Here is a 23,243-nt window from a genome sequence, read left to right on the forward strand (position 1 = left end):
AAAAATTAAGCAGATACATGAGAGCGTATATTTTTTCTTAGCTTCCAGTGATGTAAAAATCTGAAAAAAGGAGGGAGAATGACACAGACAAAGACTAATCGAAGCACTTGCACCGCTAATACAAAGGTAGAGTCCGCGTGTAAAACGACTGCCGTGGTTGTCATTTCTGCAATCCCGCCCGGGGCAAACGCCAAGGCAGCAGTGATAAATGTTATACCCGTTAAGGTTGATACAAGATATGCACATAGGAACATGGTAAGAATGAGGATGATTGTACTTACTAAAGAAACAAACAATGTATTTTTCAAGCCTATAAACATATTTTTTTCAAAACGTGACCCTATGCTTGAACCCATTAAAATTTGCGATAAAATAATTACGCTGTGAGGCCACCATGCAATCATATCATGTCCAACATAGGAGGAACTGAGCGATTGTATAATAGCAACACTGACCATGCTTCCCACTAACCATGGGGCAGGGAATCTTAAGGTCTTCCCTATATAATATCCTCCACACGCTGTTACGATTAAGATGATAGTCCAGAGAAGTTGCCCTATATGAAACGCGGGTATTTGAACAGAAGAAAGATAAGCTGCTGTAGGATTAACAGGCTCTAAAGTCCAAGAAGAAACAATGACTGGGATCATTAGGACAATTAGAAAAACACGCATAGTTTGAACAATGCTGACGATTGCGGTATTGGCGCCTACTTCTTCCGCAATACTAGGCATCGCACTTAATCCTCCAGGGGCTGTTCCAAACAAGCTCGTCAGCATATCCATTTGGCTAAACTTCCATAGAATGAATCCGGAAAGGATAGAAAAAACGATAGACAAAAGCAGCATAATTAGGATAGTCATCCAGTCTTCTTTAAAAATATGAAAAATAGACAAGTTCATTTTTTGTCCCAATTCAATCCCTAAAATACATTGCCCAGCTTGTAACCAATGCTTTGAAACTCCCTGTTGCTTCTCGGGAAGCTTTAAAAATGTTGATCGCTGGAAAGAGAGAAGGGTTGCCAAGAGCAGTGTCCCAAGCATCCAACCGATGGAAAGCCCGGTTAAGGAGAGGATAAGCCCCCCTATACTGCTTAATATGATGAAATAAATATTTTTGAAAAAAACCGTATCTTTCATACAGATTCCTCCTTTCTTAAAACATGTTTGTTAGGAGTGAAAAGTACCAGGCAGACTTTCTTTATAATGATGCTGTACATATTGTAAAAGGGTTGAACCTTGCATAAATGAATATTAATATACTACTAGAAATAAATAAAATATATAAGATTGATAACTAACCATAAATAAAATTGATGGTTGGATAGGAGAGAACTGATGGAGGATCGGGATTGGCTTATTTTACAGGTGCTTCATAACGAAAAAAATATTACGAAGGCAGCAAAAAGTTTATATATTTCTCAGCCTGCTTTAACACATCGTTTACAGCTAATTGAAAAAGAATTTGGGGTCCAAATTGTAAACCGGGGAAGGAGGGGAATTCAGTTCACTCCGCAAGGAGAATATTTAGCAAAATGTGCGAAAGAAATACTGTTGAGAATTCAAAAAATGAAAGAAAATGTTCTCAATATGGACAGTAAAGTTGCTGGAACATTAAAGCTGGGTGTTGCAAATTTCTTTGCACATTATCACCTTCCAACCTTATTAAAGCGTTTTAAGGATCAATATCCAGCTATTGAATTTAAGGTCTCGACGGCTTGGAGCAGTGATATCACCAATTTAGTTTATAACCAAGATGCGCATATTGGTTTTATTAGGGGGGATTACAGCTGGCAGGAGAAAAAACAGCTATTATTTGAAGAAACAATATGTATTGCTTCTAAGGAAAAAATTCACATTTCCGATCTTCCTCATCTGCCAAGAATTAATTACCAACCCGATTATTTATTAAAATCTGTGGTTGACAATTGGTGGGCAGAAAATTATTCTCAGCCGCCTTTAACGAGCATAGAGGTTGATAAGGCTGATACATGTAAGGAAATGGTAGTGAATGGATTAGGCTACGCCATTATGTCGAGCATGCTTTTCAACGGTATAGATGATATACACAAAATTGATATCCGAACAAAAGAAGGGGAGCCTATATTACGAAAAACATGGATGATTTACCATGAGGATTCCTTGAAGCTGAACATGGTAAAAGCGTTTGTTACTTTCATGGAAGGTATAGACTTAAGTAAGCCTCTTTGATCGTTGAGCTTGGAGCCGCACTATTGAAAAACAAGATATAAAAAGTCCGCCTCATTCCTTAGTAATAAGGGGATAAGGCGGACTTTTTATATAATGTTAATTATAGACAGATTCCATTGATTGGCGGCTGAGCAGATGACTTCCTTGCTACCCAGTTCAAGGTTTCATATGGGATCTGATCAAAACCAATCAACCTTCTAACAATAGGGATTCAGGGTCCTCTAGCAGTTCCTTCACCGTAACAAGAAAGCCAACCGCTTCTTTTCCATCAACAATGCGGTGGTCATAGGAAAGAGCAATATACATCATTGGTCGATTTTCCATACGTTCCTCATCGATAGCTATTGGTCTTGTTTGAATCTTATGCATACCAAGAATTCCTACCTGCGGGCTGTTTAAGATCGGTGTTGACATTAAGGAACCGAAAACTCCCCCGTTTGTAATTGTAAATGTGCCGCCTTGCAGCTCTTTTAATGTAAGGTTGTTATCACGTGCTTTTTTGCCGAGCTGGTTAATTTCTCCCTCAATTTCCGCGAAGCTTTTTTGATTTGCATCACGTACAACTGGTACAACTAACCCTTCTGGCGCGGCCACTGCGATTCCGATATCATAAAATTTCTTTAGGATAATCTCGTCATCTTGAATTTCGGCATTGAGAAGCGGGTACTTCTTAAGTGCTGCCACTACAGCTTTGGTAAAGAAGGACATAAAGCCAAGACGCACGCCATGCTTTTCAAAAAATGCATCCTTACGTTTTGTACGTAGCTTCATAACCGCGGACATATCGACTTCATTAAATGTAGTTAGCATTGCAGCTGTGTGCTGTACTTCAACGAGACGTTTGGCGATTGTTTGGCGGCGACGGGACATTTTCAAGCGTTCCACCGGCTTTGTAAATTCTGCATCTGCTTGTATACCTGCAGGCTTTGGAGCAGGCTTTTCTAATTTTGGCACTTCTGCCGCAGGAGCTGGAACAGTCGATCCTTTCACATCATGCGGTCTAATTCTGCCAAGTGGATCAGTGCTTCGTACTTCATTTAAATCAATTCCCATTTCGCGTGCTAATTTTCTAGCTGCTGGTGAAGCAACAGGCTGACCTGTGCTTGGAAAGCGATGTAAGGATTGATTGTTTGCCGAATCAGTCTCCTGCTGCACGACAGATACACTTGAAGCAGGAGCTTGTTGATTAACAGGCTCGACAGCAGGTGTGCTGGCATCTACATTTTCCTCCAAAATAGCGATAACATCTCCAACTTCTACTGTGTCGCCAGGTTCTTTTAATAGCTGTGTTAATACCCCGGCATAATCTGCATTGACTTCAACATTTACTTTGTCTGTTTCAAGCTCAACGACACTTTCCCCTTTGTTTACTCTGTCGCCAACCTTGATGAGCCAGTTTGAAATGGTTCCTTCTGTAATGGATTCTGCAAGCTCTGGCACTTTAATTTCAATCATTTTCTATATCCCCCTTGATGGTGTAACGCTCTTTATCAATAGCCGCCCTAAATGAATTGTTTTAGTTTTTCACTAATGCTTGTTCTTGATTCTCGTAGTTGGATAAGCGATCTGTGATTAATGCCTGCTTCACGATCTGTTCTTGTTCTTTTTTATGAATCGCTGGATCTCCGCCTGAAGGACTTGAGCGTTCTGGACGTCCGATATAGTCTACTGCTATATGCTTGCCGGCAAGCTCGAATAGGGTAGGGGCGATATAATGCCAAGACCCCATATTTTTTGGTTCCTCTTGTACCCAAACGATTTCTTCAAGATTCGGATAACGCTTTACGATCGTCGCCACCTTTTCTTTTGGAAACGGATATAACTGTTCGATGCGAATAATGTGTACTGCATCTAGGATTTCATTCTCTTTATGTGCTTCTGCTTCCATTGCTAAGTCAATTGCCATTTTTCCTGTTGTTAGTACTAAGCGTTTTACTTTATTTGCGTCTTGTCCAAGATTCGGCTGCTCTAGCACTGTCTGAAAACGGCCTTTGCTTAGGTCACTGCTTGGAGAGGCAATCATCGCATGACGCAATAAGCTTTTTGGTGCCATAATTACTAGTGGTCGGACAGAATCTGTTCCTAAAACGGATGCTTGTCGACGAAGAATATGGAAATATTGAGCTGCACTTGTTACGTTTGCGACAGTCCAGTTATTTTCAGCTGCAAGCTGTAAAAAGCGTTCCGGTCGAGCGCTCGAATGTTCAGGTCCTTGCCCTTCATAGCCATGAGGGAGCAATATAACAAGACCCGATTTTTGTCCCCATTTGGCACGGCTTGCTGAGATGAATTGATCAAAGAGAGTTTGTGCTGTGTTAGCAAAATCTCCGTATTGCGCTTCCCAAATAACAAGTGTTTCGGGAGCGAATACATTGTATCCATATTCAAAACCGACAACCGCTGCTTCAGATAACGGACTATTATGAACCGTAAAGGAAGCGCGAGCCTGCGGGAGCTGCTGCATTGTTGAGAAGGTTTCATTTGTTTCTGTATCATGCAGCACAATATGACGCTGAGCAAATGTTCCACGCTCTGAGTCTTGTCCTGTTAGACGAATTGGTGTTCCTTCTTGTAGGATCGTTGCGAATGCTAATGCTTCAGCCACTGCCCACTCTACTTTTCCTTGCTCTTCTAATGCGCTTTTACGGCGTTCAAGAATGCGCTTTAATTTCGGATAAATAGTAAAGCCTTCTGGCCAGCTCAATAATTCTGTATTTAATTCACGAAGTGTATCTAATGGTACGCCTGTTTCTATTGATGGAATACCATTGGCAATGACTTCTGGTACCGGTATATCTCCAGATAGAGTCTCCTTCTTTTCAGGAACGTTGTTATATTCAGTTTGTAATATTTCTTGAACGTTTTGCTTCATTTGCTCTGCTTCTTCTTGTGTAAGAATTCCCTTCGCTTGAAGCTGATTTGCATATAATGCTCTTACAGTTGGATGATTTGTAATCTTCTTATATACATGCGGCTGCGTCATTGTTGGATCATCCATTTCGTTATGTCCAAAGCGACGATAGCCCACCAGGTCAATGACAAAATCCTTTTGGAAGCGAACTCGGTATTGGTGAGCAAGATACGCAGCTGCTAAACAAGCTTCCGGGTCATCTGCATTCACATGTATAATAGGGACTTCAAATCCTTTTGCCAAATCACTCGCGTATCTTGTGGAACGGGAGTCTGAACTATCTGTTGTAAATCCGACTAAATTATTTGCGATAATATGAAGAGTTCCGCCTGTATGGTAACCCTTGAGCCCAGCTAAGTTTAAAGTTTCTGCGACAATTCCCTGACCAGGAAAGGCGGCATCACCATGAACAAGGACGGAAAGCGCTTTCGATACATCTTGTTTAGGCGAACCAGGCTTGCTTCGGTCATCCTGCGCAGCTCTTGCAAAGCCCTCCACAACAGGATCTACAACTTCAAGGTGGCTCGGGTTGTTAGCTAAAGTTACGCGTGTACGAACCCCATTAGTTCCTTCAATAAAACGATTATAGCCTAAATGATATTTAACATCTCCTGTCCAACCAACTTTATTCTCCGGTTGGTCGGCCTTCTTTGTAGTGGAGTGTTGAAATTCTGTAAGAATGCTGCGATATGGCTTTTCAAGTGTGTGAGCTAATACACTTAAGCGTCCGCGGTGCGCCATACCAATCAAGACATTGTGCATGCCTAAGATAACGCTTTCATTTACGATTTCATCCAGTACTGGTACTAGCATATCGACGCCTTCAATAGAAAATCGCTTCTGCCCTACAAATGTTCGGTGTAAAAATTGTTCAAAACCCTCTACTTCAGTTAGGCGCTGCAGCAGGTTTGCCCGCTTTTCTTTAGATAAGGCACGATGTAAGGATCCTGTTTCTACCATTTGTTGCAGCCATGCTCGTTCCTCGCTGCTATGCACATGCTCAAACTCGTATGCTAAGGATGAAGTATAAACCGATTTTAATTGGTTGAATGCGTCCCATGCCGTTTGGATTTCCTTTGGTGCGTTTTCCCAAACAAGCTTAGAGGAAACCGCTTTCAAATCAGTTTCAGTTAAACCATATTTTTCTGGCTGCAGCAAAGGGTGGTTATTTTTTTGTTCTGATAATGGGTTGATGCTCGCTGCTAAGTGTCCATGTCTGCGAATATCTTCGAATAGCTTTACTATCTTAAGTATTATTTCCATGTTAGTTGTATTGTTGAAAGAAGGAGGGGCTTGTCCTGCTTCTTTTTTTGAAATTTTAAAATCCAAAGGTGGACCCCATTGGACAAAAAGCTCTATTAATTCCGGATCAACGGATTCTTCATTGTTTACATAACGATCATATTGCTCAACGACATAGCCAAGGTTTGGACCGTGAAACTTTGTCCATGGATTTGTTTTGTTTGTCTGTTCGGTTGCCATTTGGCCATACCTCCTCAATGATGGGACACTCTTTCTTTATTATAAATCGCTTACATAAAAATGAACACCCATCATTTAAAAAAAGAATATTATGAGATTACTGATTAACCTGCTTATTTTTTGTGCTGATATTACCAAAGTGTTCGACAAAAATCAACAGAGAGTAGACGTTGCAGTAAGTTGATTTTTGTATCATATTTCCATATCAGTAAGAGATGTACATTAGATAGAACTATCCAATAGGTGTCTAAGGTAAGGGCATTTTTTTATATTTCCCTTAGCATATAGATGAAAGACTTGGTGTTATCTGGGTTTCTGTAGGGCTATTCAATATATTTGCTATTCCCTGTTACCGCTTGCAGAAACGTTTTTTTATATTATGGCAGGTGTATGTCAGTGTAAAGAAAATGTCGAAAAATGATGAACGAAAAAATGGTTAGAAAGGAGGAATTTAGAAGCTGAATATTTAATGTCTAAACTTGAGGAAATAAATCGATGGTTATCGATATTAAGGGGAGATTTTCGACATGACTCAGACAGAAGTTGTTATTGTTAGTGCTGTAAGAACTGCGATTGGAAACTTTGGAGGTAGCTTACAAAATGTTTCTGCATCCACATTAGGCGGCGTAGTAATTAAAGACGCATTACAAAAAGCAGGGGTAGATGCAAATCAGGTTGATGAAGTTATTATGGGGAACGTTTTGCAAGCTGGTCTTGGCCAAAACCCAGCAAGACAAGCTGCTATTGCTGCCGGCTTACCTCAGGAAGTATCTGCATTAACAATCAATAAAGTGTGTGGCTCAGGGCTGAAAGCGGTGCATCTAGCAACGCAAGCGATCCTTTCAGGAGATGCAGAAATCGTTGTTGCAGGCGGAATGGAAAACATGAGCCAAGCTCCTTACCTTTTACAAGGGGCTCGTAACGGATTTAAAATGGGAGATCAAAAGCTAGTAGATAGCATGATTCATGATGGATTAACATGCTCCTTTAATAACTATCACATGGGGATTACAGCAGAAAATCTCTGTGATAAATATAGCATTTCTCGTGAAGAACAAGATGAGTTTGCTGCTTGGAGTCAGCAAAAGGCACAAGCGGCAATCGAATCCAACCGTTTTGCTGAGGAGATTGTTCCTGTAGAAGTACCAGGACGCAAAGGTCAAGTGACTGTAGTTGCACAAGACGAGTTCCCTCGCTTTGGAACAACTGCAGAAGGACTTGGAAAGCTTCGTCCAGCATTCAAAAAAGACGGATCTGTTACAGCTGCTAATGCTTCAGGTCTTAACGATGGCGCTGCTGCACTAGTTGTTATGAGCCGTAAAAAAGCAGATGAATTAGGACTTAAGCCATTAGTAACGATCAAAGCTAATGCAAGTGCAGGCGTAGATCCAAGCATTATGGGAATCGGTCCTGTTCCAGCTGTGAAAAAAGCTCTTGAAAAAGCAGCTCTTCAATTAGAGGATATCAGCTTAATTGAGGCAAACGAAGCGTTTGCAGCACAAGCTCTTGCAGTAGACCGTGAGCTTCAATTTAATAAAGAGAAATTGAACGTAAACGGCGGTGCGATTGCATTAGGACACCCAATTGGCGCAAGTGGTGCTCGTGTTCTTGTTAGCCTTATCCATGAAATGATTAAGCGTGATAGCCAAACTGGTCTAGCAACGCTTTGCATTGGCGGAGGACAAGGGGTAGCGACAATCGTAGAGCGCGCTTAAATCATGTAAAAGACTTCTCTTAGGAGAAGCTTAAAGGCTCCCTTCCTACATCATGATGTAGGAAGGGAGCCTTTTATACTTTAAAAAAGTATAATCTTCAGCTAGAAGTTGACTCGATATAACAGGGAATTTTAGGAATATAGTATAAATGCAACTACGCCTCTGTCTTCGCCTACCGGCTCGCCAATTGGCGAGTTTTCTTTATAATAGTGAGACAAGCTGTTGTAACTCCTCACTGGTAAGATTCCGCCATTGCCCTTTACTCAAACCTTCAATGGTAAGGTTCATAATTCGGATACGTTCTAGCTTGGTTACGTTATAACCAAAGCTTTTACACATTCTGCGAATTTGGCGATTGAGACCTTGCGTAAGCACGATTCGGAAAACAGAATCAGCGAGTTTCGATACCTTGCATGGCTTTGTTTTCGTACCAAGAATCTCTACACCGCTGGACATTCCTTGTATAAAAGCATCATCAATAGGCTTATCCACCTCTACAATATATTCCTTTTCATGCTCATGCTCAGACCGTAAAATTTTGTTTACAATACTTCCATCTGTTGTGAGTAAGATTAAGCCCTCCGAGTTTTTATCAAGACGCCCAACTGGGAAAATGCGATCCCGATGATTCACAAACTCAATAATATTGCCTTTTACATGCTGAGCTGCCGTGCAGGTGATTCCAACAGGCTTATTCAGCAGAATGTAGACAGGGGGCTTTTTGGGAGGAATAGATTGTCCGTCAATTCGCACAATATCTCCAATATTCACCGTATCCCCAGGCTCGCAAATACGATTATTAATTGTGATTCGTCCTGCCTCGATTAATCGATCTGTTTCTCTTCTAGAGCAAAACCCTGTCTCGCTAATATATTTATTGATCCTCATTTGAACCGCATCCTAACTTAGTAGTATAAAAATTGTCTGTGTATCATTATACAGTACAAGCATTGCTTCATGTCCGTATACTGGTGTTAAAAAGAGAAAGGGAGCGACTGAAGCGCTCCCTTTTTAATGAATATGATTTATTGTGGATTTTCACTATCTTCATCAATCTTCACCCAGTCACGAGACCACTTTTCTAGCTCCGCAATGACAGGTTGTAACGAGCGTCCTTTATCTGTAAGTGAATATTCAATACGAACAGGAGTCTCTGGAAATACCTGGCGTTTCACAATGCCTTCTAGCTCTAAATCCTTGAGTCTTTCTGATAGCACTCTTCCGCTGATAGGAAGTGCAGATTCTATTGCACAAAAACGCTGCGGACCAGAAAAAAGCTGGTGAATCACTAATACGGTCCAACGCTTACTTATAATTTCTACACTTTTCTCAAATCGTGGACATAGCAAAAATTGATCCATAGATCTCACCTCGTTCTACTATCATTATACACCATATGTACTGCACATAAAAATATACTAACTTATTTATAGTAATTTAGTGTCTTGCGTCAGAAGTTCAATGGAGGTTCACACTAGGTTATCTCTTGTTTGAAATAGTTATAAACCCGATGACTTAACTATAGCTGAGTTGTTTTAAGCTTAAAATATTTCAGCATGGTTCTTTCTTTACACTTTAAAAAAGTATAAATCTCCAGCTAGAAATTGACTCGACATAACAAGGAATTTTAAGAATACAGATAAGTGCAATTACGCCTCTGTCTTCGCCCAAGAGCGGGGCTCATCAAGCGGCGAATTTTCCTTATTTATAAAAAAAAGTTGACTATGATAATCATTATCAATTAATATGGTATTTGTAATTAGTAATGAAAATCATTATCAACGGATGGCGATTTAAGCACATATAAACTGAAATCATTTGAGGATGGGATATAAAAAACAAGGGAGTGTTAAATCATGAAAACAACAGTTTCTATTTCTACGTATACAGGAAATCAAGACCTATTAGCTATGCAAGAGAAAAGAGAATCTAATGCCCGGTCATATCCAAGGAGGCTGCCTCTTGCGATTAAAAGGGCTGAAGGTGTTTATATAACAGATATGGACGGCAAGCAATATATTGATTGCTTGGCGGGAGCTGGCACACTTGCCTTGGGGCATAATCATGCTGTTGTGCGGGAAGCGATAGAAGGTTTTATGCAATCGTATGTACCCTTACATACACTTGATTTAACTACACCTGTAAAAGAGACGTTTATTGATGAAGTGTTCTCTTCTTTACCTTCTTCGTTTGCTGAGAAAGTAAAAATTCATTTTTGTGGTCCAACGGGTGGTGATGCGGTAGAGGCTGCATTGAAGCTTGTGAAGACAGCAACAGGAAATAGAGTGATTTTCTCATTTCAAGGAGGCTATCACGGTTCTACTCATGGTGCGTTAAGTATCACGGGAACGACAAGTCCTAAGAAGAATATTCATGCGTTAGTTCCTGATGCACATTTTCTCCCATATCCATACGAATATCGCTGCCCGTTTGGAATCGGAAAAGAAGGCCACCGCATCAGCAGTACATACATTGAGCATCTATTGGACGATCCAGAAAGCGGAATCGTCACTCCGGCGGGTGTAATTGTCGAAGTTGTACAAGGAGAGGGCGGGTCGATTCCAGCTCCAGTCGGATGGTTAAAAGAGCTTCGCCGAATTACAAGAGAACGAAATATTCCGCTTATTATTGATGAAGTACAAACAGGTATCGGTCGAACAGGGAAAATGTTTGCTTTCGAGCATGCAGAAATCGAGCCAGATGTTCTTATTTTATCAAAAGCGATTGGAGGAAGCTTACCATTATCTGTTGTCCTTTATGACAAACGTCTTGATAAATGGGAGCCGGGCGCTCATATTGGAACATTTCGAGGAAATCAAATGGCAATGGCAGCGGGACAGGCCACACTTCGTTTTATAAAAGAAAATGAGCTGCCAGCACATGCACACGCGTTAGGTATCTATGTTAAAGAGCAATTGCAGCAGATTCAAAAGCAGGTTTCTTCTATCGGTGAGGTAAGAGGACTGGGTCTTATGCTTGGGATTGAAATTATTAATCCGGTTAAACAGCCAAATACAATTGGAAGCTACCCTGCTTATCCTGAGCTTGCTAGGAAAATTCAACAGGAGTGCTTTAATCGCGGGGTAATTTTAGAAGTCGGGGGTCGTTTCGGCACCGTTATCCGTCTGCTGCCGCCATTAATTATCTCAAAGGAACAGGTGGATGAAGTACTACAGAGATTCTATGAAGCTATTACAAGTGCAGAAGCCCATTTCGGATTACGCTAGAAGGTGATGAATATGAATACAAATTATACAAAATGGTTTCTTCATCCTGATAGTGAAAGCGAGGGAACATATCGCTCACTCATGGATGAGGTGATAACAGTCATACATCAACAAGTCAAAGGAGCAAACAAACCGTTTTCTGGCAGCGGCCGTACGGAGATAGCTGCAAAAGTGAAGGAGATATCCAACCTTCCAATTGCAGGTCAAGGGATGGAAACAGTGATAGCGGAAATTCAGAATGTTATAGTGGGAGATTCTTTATGGATTTCCCATCCTTCCGCTATGGCCCATCTTCATTGTCCTCCTTTACTTCCATCAATTGCAGCAGAGGTGATTATTGCTGCTTTAAATCAATCGATGGATTCATGGGATCAAAGCCCTTCCGCTACTTATATGGAAGAGGAGCTGATTAAATTTTTCACAAAAAAAATCGGTTATCCTGATGGAGCAGATGGTGTGTTTACAAGCGGAGGAACACAGTCTAATTATATGGGATTGCTGTTAGCGCGTAACAAGGCTTGCGAAACGCATTTCTCGGTTAATGCCTACAAGGAGGGATTGCCTTTTGAAGCAAATAAATTACGAATTCTTTGCTCGGAGCATGCCCATTTTACTGTGCAGCAGTCAGCAGCGCAGCTTGGACTAGGAACGAATGCCGTTGTCACAGTGTCGACCAATGAGAAACAGAGGTTTTCTATCCAAGACGCCAGAAGGAAAATCGCGCAGCTTCGTCAGGAAGGATTAATTCCATTCATGATGGTAGCAACAGCAGGAACAACGGACTTTGGCAGCATTGATTGTATAAGTGAGATGGCGCAGCTTGGAAATGAAGAGGAGCTATGGCTGCATGTTGATGCAGCCTATGGAGGAGCACTTCTCTTTTCTCATCAATATCGTTCCTTACTCGGTGAACTGCAGCTGGCGGATTCAATCACCATTGATTTTCATAAGCTGTACTATCAATCTATCAGCTGCAGTGCTTTTTTTGTGAAAAATAAACAGGATTTCCATCGCATTGCCTATCATGCAGACTATTTGAATCCTGAGGAAGATCAGGATGAAGGGATTATCAATCTTGTTGAAAAGAGCATTCAGACAACAAAGCGTTTTGATGCTTTGAAAGTATGGATGACCTTCAAGTTAATGGGAACGGATTTGTTTGGAAGAATGATTGATTCCACGATTCATTTAGCGAAAGAAACCGCACAACTGCTGGAGAATAACTCTTGCTTTGAAGTGCTGAATACTCCGGAAATTAATGCTGTGTTGTTCCGTTATATACCATCAGAGCCCAGTGAAGAGCGTGACTATGTAAATGAAATCAACCTTAAGATGCAGCGTACCTTTTATGAAAACGGAGAGTTAATTATAGCAAAAACAAAACAAAACGGATCAGTATATTTGAAATTCACCATGCTTAATCCGCTCAATACGATTCATGATATGAAGGAGCATATAGAACGGATGAAGAAAATGGGAGAAAAAATTGAGAAAGAGCAAGGAGGGACAAGGTATGAATATTCCGTTCATCACTAATCACATTACAATGCAAAACTTGATTAATTGTTATGTTAAAGAAACAGGGCTCGGGGAATGGAAGCGTCTGGATGATGTACCTATGCAGGTGGGGGTTCAGGATGCTAGATACATATTGATGCTTCAATTTGATCAGCAGTCCGCTAAAGTATATATCCCTGTTCGGTATAAATCCCCAACAGGGCGCCATCTCTTTATGTCTCCTATGTACTACCAAGTGAGAGCTGGTGAAGTAGAAGAACTTGACTACATTATGCTGACAGTATTGATGCAAAACGAATTCAAATATATGGCCGATAAACCTATAGAAACAGATGAGCTCATGCTTCGGACTATTTTAAGCTATCAAAATATGAAGGGTATTATCACAGCGAGACAAGATGATTTGGAAGAATGCTATCAAACAGAGAAAACATTCCTTCAATCTGAGCAGTCGTTGGTTATTGGGCATCAAGTTCACCCAACACCGAAAAGCAGACAAGGGATCGATGAAGATGAAGAACATATTTTTGCCCCTGAAAGGAAAGGAGGCTTTCAGCTTCATTACTTCCAAGCTGTCAATGATATCGTGGAGGAGGACTCTGTATGGGGCAAGAACGTAGCAGCTCTTATAAAAGAAGAGTTGTTGAAGGATCCGTTCGTTTTACATGCTTTTGCAGAAATCTATTGTCAGGAAGATGATTTTGCACTTATTCCTGTTCATCCACTTCAGGCAAGGAAACTTTTGGGACAGGAATATGTATGCAACTTGATTCAATCGGGACAGCTTGCGTATCTTGGACCTCAGGGAAGGAAGTTTTATCCAACTTCTTCTGTCCGTACGGTATATCATCCTGAGGCAAACTTTATGTATAAGTTTTCAATCCCAGTCAAAATTACTAACTCACTGCGGATCAATAAGCGAAAGGAGCTTGATCGCGGCGTAGAGGTAAGTCGATTGCTTCATGGAGAGTTACAAAATAAGTTACAAAAACATCATCCGGCTTTTCGCATTATCGAGGATCCTGCCTATATTACGTTAAAATCTGAGGCACATGAGACGGGATTTGAGGTAGTCATTCGTGATAATCCGTTTCAAGAGGGAAATGACCTGCGTACAACGTTATTGGCAGCATTATGCCAGGATCATATTACAGGAGAAGCTTCACATTTAACTAATATCATTTCCAATATTGCGCGCCAGGAAGGAATTTCTGTTGCGGACGTGAGTGAGCGATGGTTTGCCCGTTATTTGCAAATCAGTTTACGCCCGCTTTATTGGCTATATGCGTCATATGGAATTGCCTTGGAAGCTCATCAGCAAAATTCCATCGTCAAACTTGACGAAGAGGGATATCCATCCATGTTCTATTATCGTGATAATCAGGGCTATTATTTTATGGAATCGAAGGCAGCGGCTCTTAAAGAACTAGTTGGGAACTTGAGTGAAAAGAGTGACACGGTATGTGAGGATGCTATTGCGGAAGAACGTTTCCGTTATTACGTATGCTTTAATCATTTGTTCGGTTTGATTAACGCGTTCGGAGTGAATAGGCTAATTGATGAAAATCGTTTGCTTATCATAATGAGAGAAGAGCTGAAACAATTACATGTTCAATTAGGTGATCATACGAATCTATTAGAGTCACTCTTGAATGAGCAAGAGCTGCCATGCAAGGCGAATCTATTGACAAGAGTACATAACATGGATGAGCTTGTAGGATCTCTTGCATCACAATCCGTATATGTCCATGTGCCTAATCCTATTGTCACAGCAGCAGTTGAATTGTATGAAGTGTAATACGATTCAACTAAGTTATCCATTTGAAAGATACGATGCCAGCCTCCAAAAGACGATTTCATTTCGGCGAGTAAGCATGGAGAAGGATGTACATAGGCTTCATTCATGGATGCAGGAATCACATGTAGTTCCTTTTTGGAATCTAAATATCTCTCTTCCAGATTACACTGCACATTTACGGAAGTTTCTGCAGGATGATCATCAGACGCTTCTAATCGGGGAGATAGATGGGACCCCTATGAGTTATTGGGAGTCCTACTGGGTGAAGGACGATATCATTGGCGGATATTATGAATGGGATGAATATGACCAAGGGATTCATCTATTGATAGGACCAAAGGAGTTTTTAGGTAAAGGTTTTATTTATCCATTATTACTAACGATGCTGTATAAAAAATTTCAAATAAGTGAAACGAATCGTATCGTTGCTGAGCCTGATGTGCGAAACGAAAAAATGATCCATGTATTCCAGAAATGTGGCTTTCAATCTGTAAAGGAGGTTGCTTTGCCTGATAAGACAGGTTTATTAATGATATGTGAACGGAAAGGGTTTGACAGAAGATGGGCAGATTGGCAGGAGAACAAGTTTTAGACGTAATTGGAGTTGGAATTGGTCCGTTTAACCTTGGTTTAGCGGCTTTATTGGAAAAGACAGGGTGTCGCTCGTTATTCTTCGATAGAAACAAACAATTTAATTGGCATCCTGGAATGCTGCTGGAGGGAACGACGCTGCAAGTTCCTTTTATGGCAGATACAGTAACGATGGTCGATCCAACTAGTCGTTTTAGTTTTTTGAACTATTTACATGAACACAACAGATTGTACCGTTTTTACTTTTTTGAAAAATTCCATATCCCGCGCACAGAATACAATCATTATTGTCAATGGGTAGCAGGGCAGCTCCCCCAGCTTCAATTTGGATGTGAAGTGGAGAACATTGAACAAACAGAGGAAGGGCATTATCGCGTTACTGTTTTTTCTCACAGAGAAGAGAAGCGGAACACATATTACACTAAGCATATCGTAATGGGAATTGGAACGAGACCGCATGTTCCTGAGAAATTTCAGTCAGCTCTTGGTGATCGTGTATTTCATTCTGCACAGTATATGGGCAAGCGGGAAAGTATTCTGCCAACGAGCTCGATTACGGTTATCGGCTCTGGGCAGAGTGCAGCAGAAATTTTTCATGATCTTTTAGGGAAGCAGCCGGACCATGCGTATACATTACGTTGGTTCACAAGATCCAAAGGCTTTTATCCGATGGAATATTCAAAGCTTGGCCTGGAGCATTTCTCTCCGGATTATACCCAATATTTTTATAGACTTCCGCAAGAAAAGAAAAACGATGTTCTGCGTAACCAAGCTCTGCTGTATAAAGGGATCAGCTTTCAAACGATTGCAGATATTTATGATTTATTGTATGAGAGAACTGTTGGAAACAGCGTACCGAATGTTCATCTACAAGCATTGACAGAGCTAGTATCGATAGAAGAATGGGACAATCAATATACTCTATCTTTATATCAACGTGAACAAGAAAAGAATAAGCAACTGGAAAGCGATGTAGTGATCCTCGCAACAGGCTATCAACCTTATATTCCAGACTGCTTAAAAGGCATACAGCATCTGCTTGAGTGGGATGAGGCGGGACAGCTTGTTATTCAAGAGGACTATAAAGTGCAGCTAAACAAGGAAGGTCATAATCACTTGTTTATTCAAAACGGTGAGTTGCATACGCATGGTGTCGGTGCGCCTGATTTAGGACTCGGTGCACTTCGAAATGCAACGATTATCAACCAATTAGCAGGAAAAGAAATATATCAAACATATAAAAACAGCGTGTTCCAACAGTTTGGACTGTAGGAGAAGGCAATGACGAGGGGTGAAAAAGGGTTTATCTATAGTTGTTTGCTGTTTACTTTAATTTCGGAAATGCTATTGTCACCATTTTATCCGCAGCTATTTTCCGATTATTTTCAAGTAGATGGAGTGCAAGCAACGAGCCTATTTATTATTTGTTGTCGCCTTATAGTCATTGTGATGACTCCGATGTGGGGTATGGTTGCTAAAGGATGGGGACTTCAAAAGATCGTTACGGCCGCTTTAATGATAATGGGAGGGTGTAAGATACTTTTACCTATGAGCCATACCTTTCCACAATTTTTAGGAGTTTCACTTGTTTTACTATTTTTTCAAAGCAGCATTTATTTGCTATATCCGGCGATGGTGGCTTCGAGTAAGAATGCCGATGAAAGGGTAAAAGCAACGACTACCTACTTATTTACTTTTCACGGGAGTGTAATCGTATCAGGAATTGTAGGAAGCTTTATTATTGGTCTGTCAGTTCCTTTGAATTGTTATTATATCTTTGCATTGGTTGATATTATGCTTGCAGCAGCAAGTTGCTTTCTATTCCCGAAAAAGAGCGCTGCCGCAACATGGGAGAAGGTAAGAAAGACGGAAGGCTTATTAAAAGATGTGAAGTGGTCGAGGGAATTTCTTATTTATTTGCTCACTGCATTTCTCTTTTATATTGGGCATCATGCGATTCGTCCTTATTTCACAGTCTTTCTTGACAATAGCTATGCTCTTACAAAGCAAGAAGCAAGCTTGCTGTATGTAATGCCGAGCATTGTGGCGATTGTCCTGCAGTTTTTTTTGCCGAAGCGTTGGCTTCAGTCGTATGTCGCAGTTATTTTAATAGGCGTAACGGGTATAACAGGAGGTTTGCTTTTTATCCAGATGCTAGCTGAGGACATTTGGTTGTTTGTTGCTATTCGGATTGTATATGGTATATGCTTTTTTGTCAGTCTGGCAGCAATTGATATTCTCTTCTTCCAAATGGGAATTGGAAGGGAATCGCCGCTTTCATATAGCCTCGTCACATCAGTACAAAATATAGCTTTGCTTTTCTCGCCGATGGCCGCTTTGATGATGGTGCAGCATAATGGCCTTGAAGGACCATTCCTTCTAAGCGGTTTCCTTTTAATTGGATCGGCATTATGCATGGCTTTATTTTCAATTCGTAGTTACCAATCATCTTCATATCAAATAAAAAGGGGAGTCGGGCGTCATGAAAATTTGTGAGACACCTATACATACGTTAACAGAAACAGCTTGGAAAGAAAAAGATCAACAGCTTCTAGCTAAAATGCTTCAAGAGTTCATGTATGAAGAAATTATTATGCCGAAGCTGATGAGTGAGAGGGACGGTATTCGTTTTTACGAGTGGAGGGATCAAAAAGGGGTAGTGTACTGCTTCCAAGCGAAGCCTCGCTTATTCAACAGCTTTTATGTTTTACCTGAGAGTGTGAAAGTAGACGCTGAAACAAGCGATATATCGTTATCTCTTGCATTTTTGTTAAGTATACAAGAAGAGGGAAAGATGACAGGTTCTACAGCGGGCCATTTAGTGAAGGAGTATTTGCATACATTAGTGGCAGATACTCACCTAAAAGAAAGATCAAAATTATCGAAAGAGCTAATTGAATTAGATTATGCAGAACTAGAAGGAGAAATGACGGGGCATCCTTGGATTACATATAACAAAGGCCGGATTGGCTTTGGGTATGATGACTATATAAAGTATGCGCCTGAACAAAAGAAAAAGGTACAGCTGTCATGGATTGCAATCCATAAAAAGATCGGAAGCTTTCATTCGGTAGAAGGGCTATCTTATGAGAGTGTGATAGAGAAAGAGCTCGATGGGAAGACAATCCAGCTTTTTCAGAAAAAGCTAGTAACTAAAGGAGTACAAGCAGAGGATTATTATTTCATGCCGATTCATGTGTGGCAATGGAACAATGTAATTGTGTCTATGTTCGCTGCTGAGATTGCTAACAAAGAGCTGATTCCATTAGGGGAAGGAGAAGATCATTATCTCCCACAACAGTCCATTCGCACATTTGTGAATGTAACGAATAAGGAAAAGCATCATGTGAAGCTGCCGATGAGCATTTTAAATACACTTGTATATCGAGGATTACCGAGCGAAAGGACAGTGATTGCTCCTGAAGTAACAGCATTTATGAAAAACATCTGGGAACATGATACGTTTTTAAAAGAAGAATGCCGCCTTGGCCTGCTAGGAGAGGTTGCGACCATGAACGTTGATCATCGCACTTTTTCAAAGCTAAAAGGAGCTCCTTACCAATATCTTGAAATGCTCGGCGTGGTTTGGAGGGAAAGTGTTTACAATGGGCTGCAAGACGGTGAACATGCAATTACACTTGCGGCATTGCTGCATGTGGATCATGAAGGAAAGCCATTTGTATTAGCATTAATTGAGAAATCAGGTCTTACGGTAGAGGAGTGGGTCAAGCAGCTTGCAAAAGCAATTTTACCTCCATTACTTCACTACTTGTATCAGTACGGTACTGTATTTTCACCGCATGGGCAAAATACGGTGCTTGTGCTAAAAAATTACCAGCCGGAACGTTTGATTATGAAAGACTTTGTGGACGACGTGAACATTAGCGATCAGCCACTCCCAGAGCTGGAGGCAGTATCTCCTGAGTTGAAAAAAGTACTGCGCAGTGAGCCACCTGAAGGGTTGACACAATTCATTTTTACAGGATTATTTATTTGTCATTTCCGTTATTTAAGCAATATTCTACAGGAAAATGAACAATTTTCTGAACATCATTTCTGGAGCATTGTTCGTGAAGAAATTTTATCTTATCAAAGGAAATTTCCTCATTTACAAGAACGATTCAATACATTCGATTTGTTGCGTCCAACATTTACGAAGCTAACTCTTAATCGCAATCGTATGTTTGATTATGGCTATGAAGATGGAGAGGATCGTCCGCATGCGAGTGAATATGGAAAAGTCACAAATGCGCTTCATGAAGTAGCGAGTCAAATGATCGTGTAAGCAGGAGAAAAAATAGAAATTTATTATTCTTTTTCTTTACCAAAGATGATGCTCCTCTAAACAGATCATGGCTGAATATAAAGAAAAAAATGCTGCGGAAAGGCAGCATTTTTTCTTGTGCTTAAAAAAAGAGTATCAAATTCCAACTAGAAGTCAACTTGGCGCATCAGGAAATTTTAGGGGTAAAGTGTAAGTGCAACTACGCCACTGTCTTCGCCTAACGGCCTGCCAGTGGGCGAGTCTTATAATAAGAAGGGAACTTTTTGTTAACGGTTACAAAAAAGCTTTTAGTAAGAGTCTGAAGAGAAATGTTCAAAGTAGTAGGCAAGTAGTAGAGGCAGGGAAAAAAAAGGAGAGAACAGTGCCATTCCAATCACGAATTCTAACATATTAACACTCCTTTCATTTATGGAAGCTTGTATAAATGTGACGAATTTGTGAACTCCTTAATTCTATTTTTACATAAAATGGAATTTAATGCAAGGTCTTTTTGAATTTTCTGGAAATTAATAGTGCCATAAGGGGATATGGTGAGGAGGATAAAAGAGGAAGTTGCATTTTTTGAAATGAAATACCATTTCTAGCATGTTATCCTTTTTCATATCCTGATTTGTTACACCAGAAAGTATAGCTTTCTAGCTGGAAGCCAATTCGACGTAGTGAGAAATTTTAGGAGCAAAGTATAAGTGCAACTACGCCACTGTCTCCGCTCAGGAGCGGGGCTCGCCAATCGGCGAGTTTTCTTTATACAGTGTATTCCCTTTTTTCGATTACTGTTTCTGCGCGAATTACCTAAATTTGCAGCAAAGCTCAAAAGAATGAATAACGCTTATGAAAAAATGGAAAAATAATCCTGTGTAATATTTTGGAAAAGGAGCATGTATTAGATGGGACAAACATTGTATGAGAAGTTTGGGGGAGAAGAAGCCATTGCGAAAGTAGTGGATTACTTCTACGAGGAATTAGTTCTAAAGGATGAAACAGTTCAGCATTTTTTCGAGAACACAGATATGGAAAAGCAAAAACGTCATCAAGCGAAATTTATTAGCTTTGCTTTAGGCGGTCCAAATCAATACTCAGGAAAATCGATGGCGAAAGCACATGAGGGGATGAATCTGCAGCCAGCCCATTTTCAGGCCATTGCAACACATCTTCATGATGCCCTTGCCCATTTTGGTGTACAGGAGCATGATATTCAAACGGCTTTAGATAAGGTCGCAACACTTCGGGATGATATTCTATATAAATAGAAGAAAAGGGACAAACAGCTTTCTGTGAGTCCCTTTTTATCATGTATGCTCGTCAATTAAAATAGGAGTTTTATAACCCGTAGCATGAACCTCTGAAATATCGGGCAGTGAGTTAACTGTTTTTAGCCCATAGGCCCCGTTTTTGCTCTTGGCATGAACGTTATGAACGGCTAACTGCTGTACTCCTGTCCCTACATATATAGCCTGTGGAGCAGAGTTACGGATAAAGATGTTCCTGAGTTTAATACAATCTGCCCGTTGCGTTCCACCGAAGATGTGTATATCTGTTCCTGCTGTTTGGAAGCTGCGAATTGCGATGTTATGCAGAGCGATATTTCGTGCCCGATATTGGAGGGCAATAACAGGATTTCCTTTATAGTCATACTCAGGATCACCAATGAGTGTAAAATGATTAATAACAACATTGTTATACGCTGAAATTACCATGCCTCGCGGATTAGAATCTGTATATAAGTTTGTATAAATAGGTGCAATGGCTACAATATTTGTCGCACGGATATCGTAAGCTGTCTGTGATGCAGGATCAGTGCTGGTGTGGTGTCCGATGTGACGGAAATTGTAGGAACGGTTGTCGTTGACAGAAAGATGTCCAATGATTTGTACATTTGAAGCTGCGGATGAGTTATGATGGGCTTTAACTTCAACACCGCCAAAGCATCTGGCGGTAGAATTGTTCACAAGCCATACGTTTCGTGAACCGTCATCCACTTCAATGCCGTTCGAGTTGGAAAATCCCTTTTGATGCGCTCGCCCGCTCGGGTCACACATGTGGCAGTTCGAAATTAAAATATTTTCGCTATGATGTGTGGTAATACCATCGTCTCCAAAACCGGAGCCGTTCAAATTATCCAGCCAAATGTACTTACTGCCGCCCCGTGCGCGTGTCCCATCTCCTGCATAGCTATAGGCAGGAGAGGAGATATCGAAGCAGTGTAATCCAGGATTCAACGCGGATACATCCTTTACCCAGCCAAAGGTAACATGGGCAAATGTAAGGCAACTGGAGTGATTGCCTCCGGTAGCTGTTTTTTGTTCGTAGCCGAGCCGTTCCACATTCCAGTCTAATGTCATGCCTTGTATGCAAATGTTACGGTTCCCGCGCCGGTAATTTGCATTTGTAATCAATCTGGTTCCTTTTGGAGCAGCATGATGAAGCTTTATGACGGTTGTGCCTTTGCCTGCCCCTTCAAGATACGTCCATGATGGCAGCTGCAGCCCTTTTGTCACAAACACTCCTGCGGGAATACACACTCTCACTCGGCCGCTACCGATGGCTTTCTTAAAGGCTTCTGTATCATCAGTTCTGCCATCGCCTCTTGCTCCATAGTCTTTTACATTGACGGTTCGTCTTACACGTTTTAATAAGTGATTGTATTCTGTATCTAATAGATTCTTCCAAGCAGGATAGGCGTGACCTTCTTCATCGACATACGTAGCACAATCAGTCAGTGCCGCATTGGAACGTAGACGCTTTAGAAAAGAAGGCTTGGGCATAGGAGCATTTTCTTTTATTCTAGAGAAAATCGCATTTGTTTCTTCGACGGCTTTTTTTACACTTACTTTGTGATAAGCAAGCTGCGACAGCAGCCTTGCATTCTTTCTTGGGTCATGGCTTTGATCAAGATACATGCTTTTCACCTCGTTTTTGTAAAACAAGTGGTATGCTTATTATATAATAAGCATACAGAAAGGACGGGAAAATCATGTATCTAACTATAAAAGAAACAGCGGATTTTTTAAATATCCGGGAATCTGAGATTGAAAGCCTTATTCGGCAAAGACGCATTCGGGCGGTTTATGATGGAGAGCAATATTTAATCAATAAGGAGCAGTTCAATAATCACCTTCAGCAAATGGAGAAGTACCGGAAGCTCATTGATGAAATTTTAAGTGAGCCGATTCCAGACGATTTAGATGTAAAGGATGAAGACTAGTTTACTGAGAAGATGAGGTTTGTCGAACAGAGGGATAAAAAGAAGAGAAAACGGACAAGGAGTTTGTGGTTGTTCCGAAAAATATAACATATATATGAGTAAGTCATATATGGAAGACGGGCATGCTTTACGGGAAGTATGCTCGTTTTATTTACACTGTAAGAAAGTATAAATTTTCAGCCAGAAGTGGATTCGACGTAGTCGGAAATTTTAGGAATACAGTATAAGTAGGGCTACGCCTCTGTCTTCGCCCAAGGACAGGGCTCGCCAATCGGCGAGTTTTCTTTATTTTTTGCTATAT

Annotated in this window: 17 protein-coding genes; 11 read left to right on the top strand and 6 right to left on the bottom strand. The window is 40.8% G+C overall.

Features of this window, described 5'->3' with window-relative positions; translation table 11 throughout:
- Positions 1 to 5 precede the first annotated feature (5 nt).
- Positions 6 to 1,139, bottom strand: a complete 1,134-nt coding sequence (locus AAHB12_RS13620) for an AbrB family transcriptional regulator (RefSeq protein WP_342045665.1) — start codon at positions 1,137 to 1,139, stop codon at positions 6 to 8.
- A 198-nt stretch (positions 1,140 to 1,337) separates the two neighbouring features.
- On the opposite strand from AAHB12_RS13620, the gene AAHB12_RS13625 reads away from it, so the two are divergent.
- Positions 1,338 to 2,210 (top strand): LysR family transcriptional regulator, encoded by an 873-nt coding sequence (locus AAHB12_RS13625; RefSeq protein WP_129728587.1) that lies wholly within the window; start codon positions 1,338 to 1,340, stop codon positions 2,208 to 2,210.
- Positions 2,211 to 2,399: 189 nt separating this feature from the next.
- Here the strand turns inward: AAHB12_RS13625 and odhB are convergent, their stop codons facing one another.
- Positions 2,400 to 3,665 carry a 2-oxoglutarate dehydrogenase complex dihydrolipoyllysine-residue succinyltransferase gene (gene odhB / locus AAHB12_RS13630; RefSeq protein ID WP_342045666.1) on the bottom strand — a complete coding sequence of 422 codons (1,266 nt, stop codon included), beginning with the start codon at positions 3,663 to 3,665 and terminating at the stop codon, positions 2,400 to 2,402.
- Between the two features lie 61 nt (positions 3,666 to 3,726).
- Positions 3,727 to 6,603 (bottom strand): 2-oxoglutarate dehydrogenase E1 component, encoded by a 2,877-nt coding sequence (locus AAHB12_RS13635; protein WP_342045667.1) that lies wholly within the window; start codon positions 6,601 to 6,603, stop codon positions 3,727 to 3,729.
- A gap of 527 nt (positions 6,604 to 7,130) precedes the next feature.
- Between AAHB12_RS13635 and AAHB12_RS13640 the strand changes: the two genes are divergently transcribed.
- On the top strand, positions 7,131 to 8,318 hold the full coding sequence (locus AAHB12_RS13640; protein ID WP_129728584.1) for an acetyl-CoA C-acetyltransferase: 1,188 nt from the start codon (positions 7,131 to 7,133) through the stop codon (positions 8,316 to 8,318).
- A 201-nt stretch (positions 8,319 to 8,519) separates the two neighbouring features.
- On the opposite strand, the gene rluF is transcribed toward AAHB12_RS13640, so the two are convergent.
- Together rluF and AAHB12_RS13650 are read right to left on the bottom strand one after the other, a co-directional pair.
- Positions 8,520 to 9,206, bottom strand: coding sequence for a 23S rRNA pseudouridine(2604) synthase RluF (gene rluF / locus AAHB12_RS13645; RefSeq protein ID WP_342045668.1), 687 nt, complete (start codon positions 9,204 to 9,206; stop codon positions 8,520 to 8,522).
- Between the two features lie 137 nt (positions 9,207 to 9,343).
- Positions 9,344 to 9,679 (bottom strand): winged helix-turn-helix transcriptional regulator, encoded by a 336-nt coding sequence (locus AAHB12_RS13650; protein WP_129728582.1) that lies wholly within the window; start codon positions 9,677 to 9,679, stop codon positions 9,344 to 9,346.
- A 495-nt stretch (positions 9,680 to 10,174) separates the two neighbouring features.
- Here AAHB12_RS13650 and AAHB12_RS13655 point away from each other — a divergent pair, with 495 nt between their 5' ends.
- The 8 genes from AAHB12_RS13655 to AAHB12_RS13690 all read left to right on the top strand — a co-directional run bounded on the left by AAHB12_RS13655 (position 10,175) and on the right by AAHB12_RS13690 (position 20,987).
- Positions 10,175 to 11,545: an aspartate aminotransferase family protein gene (locus AAHB12_RS13655; RefSeq protein WP_342045669.1), complete on the top strand. Its 1,371-nt coding sequence runs from the start codon at positions 10,175 to 10,177 to the stop codon at positions 11,543 to 11,545.
- A gap of 12 nt (positions 11,546 to 11,557) precedes the next feature.
- Positions 11,558 to 13,081, top strand: coding sequence for a pyridoxal phosphate-dependent decarboxylase family protein (locus AAHB12_RS13660; RefSeq protein WP_342045670.1), 1,524 nt, complete (start codon positions 11,558 to 11,560; stop codon positions 13,079 to 13,081).
- Complete coding sequence (locus tag AAHB12_RS13665) at positions 13,059 to 14,861, top strand: IucA/IucC family protein (protein ID WP_342045671.1); 1,803 nt, start codon at positions 13,059 to 13,061, stop codon at positions 14,859 to 14,861. Before AAHB12_RS13660 ends, AAHB12_RS13665 begins: the two co-directional genes overlap by 23 nt.
- The gene (locus tag AAHB12_RS13670) at positions 14,851 to 15,453 is read left to right on the top strand and encodes a GNAT family N-acetyltransferase (protein ID WP_129728578.1); all 603 of its coding nucleotides are present in this window, start codon (positions 14,851 to 14,853) and stop codon (positions 15,451 to 15,453) included. The genes AAHB12_RS13665 and AAHB12_RS13670 overlap by 11 nt, the downstream gene beginning before the upstream one ends.
- The gene (locus AAHB12_RS13675) at positions 15,423 to 16,724 is read left to right on the top strand and encodes a lysine N(6)-hydroxylase/L-ornithine N(5)-oxygenase family protein (RefSeq protein ID WP_342045672.1); all 1,302 of its coding nucleotides are present in this window, start codon (positions 15,423 to 15,425) and stop codon (positions 16,722 to 16,724) included. The genes AAHB12_RS13670 and AAHB12_RS13675 overlap by 31 nt, the downstream gene beginning before the upstream one ends.
- A 9-nt stretch (positions 16,725 to 16,733) precedes the next feature.
- Positions 16,734 to 17,948: an MFS transporter gene (locus tag AAHB12_RS13680; RefSeq protein ID WP_342045673.1), complete on the top strand. Its 1,215-nt coding sequence runs from the start codon at positions 16,734 to 16,736 to the stop codon at positions 17,946 to 17,948.
- Positions 17,935 to 19,737 carry an IucA/IucC family protein gene (locus AAHB12_RS13685; protein ID WP_342045674.1) on the top strand — a complete coding sequence of 601 codons (1,803 nt, stop codon included), beginning with the start codon at positions 17,935 to 17,937 and terminating at the stop codon, positions 19,735 to 19,737. Before AAHB12_RS13680 ends, AAHB12_RS13685 begins: the two co-directional genes overlap by 14 nt.
- Positions 19,738 to 20,624: 887 nt before the next feature.
- Entirely contained in the window at positions 20,625 to 20,987 is a 363-nt protein-coding gene (locus AAHB12_RS13690; RefSeq protein WP_342045675.1) for a group I truncated hemoglobin, read from the top strand.
- A 39-nt stretch (positions 20,988 to 21,026) separates the two neighbouring features.
- Here AAHB12_RS13690 and AAHB12_RS13695 read toward each other — a convergent pair whose 3' ends face one another.
- The gene (locus AAHB12_RS13695; protein WP_342045676.1) at positions 21,027 to 22,637 is read right to left on the bottom strand and encodes a glycosyl hydrolase family 28-related protein; all 1,611 of its coding nucleotides are present in this window, start codon (positions 22,635 to 22,637) and stop codon (positions 21,027 to 21,029) included.
- 74 nt (positions 22,638 to 22,711) lie between these two features.
- Between AAHB12_RS13695 and AAHB12_RS13700 the strand changes: the two genes are divergently transcribed.
- Positions 22,712 to 22,942: an excisionase family DNA-binding protein gene (locus AAHB12_RS13700; protein WP_129728572.1), complete on the top strand. Its 231-nt coding sequence runs from the start codon at positions 22,712 to 22,714 to the stop codon at positions 22,940 to 22,942.
- Positions 22,943 to 23,243 lie beyond the last annotated feature (301 nt).

Source organism: Bacillus sp. OTU530 (assembly GCF_038440375.1).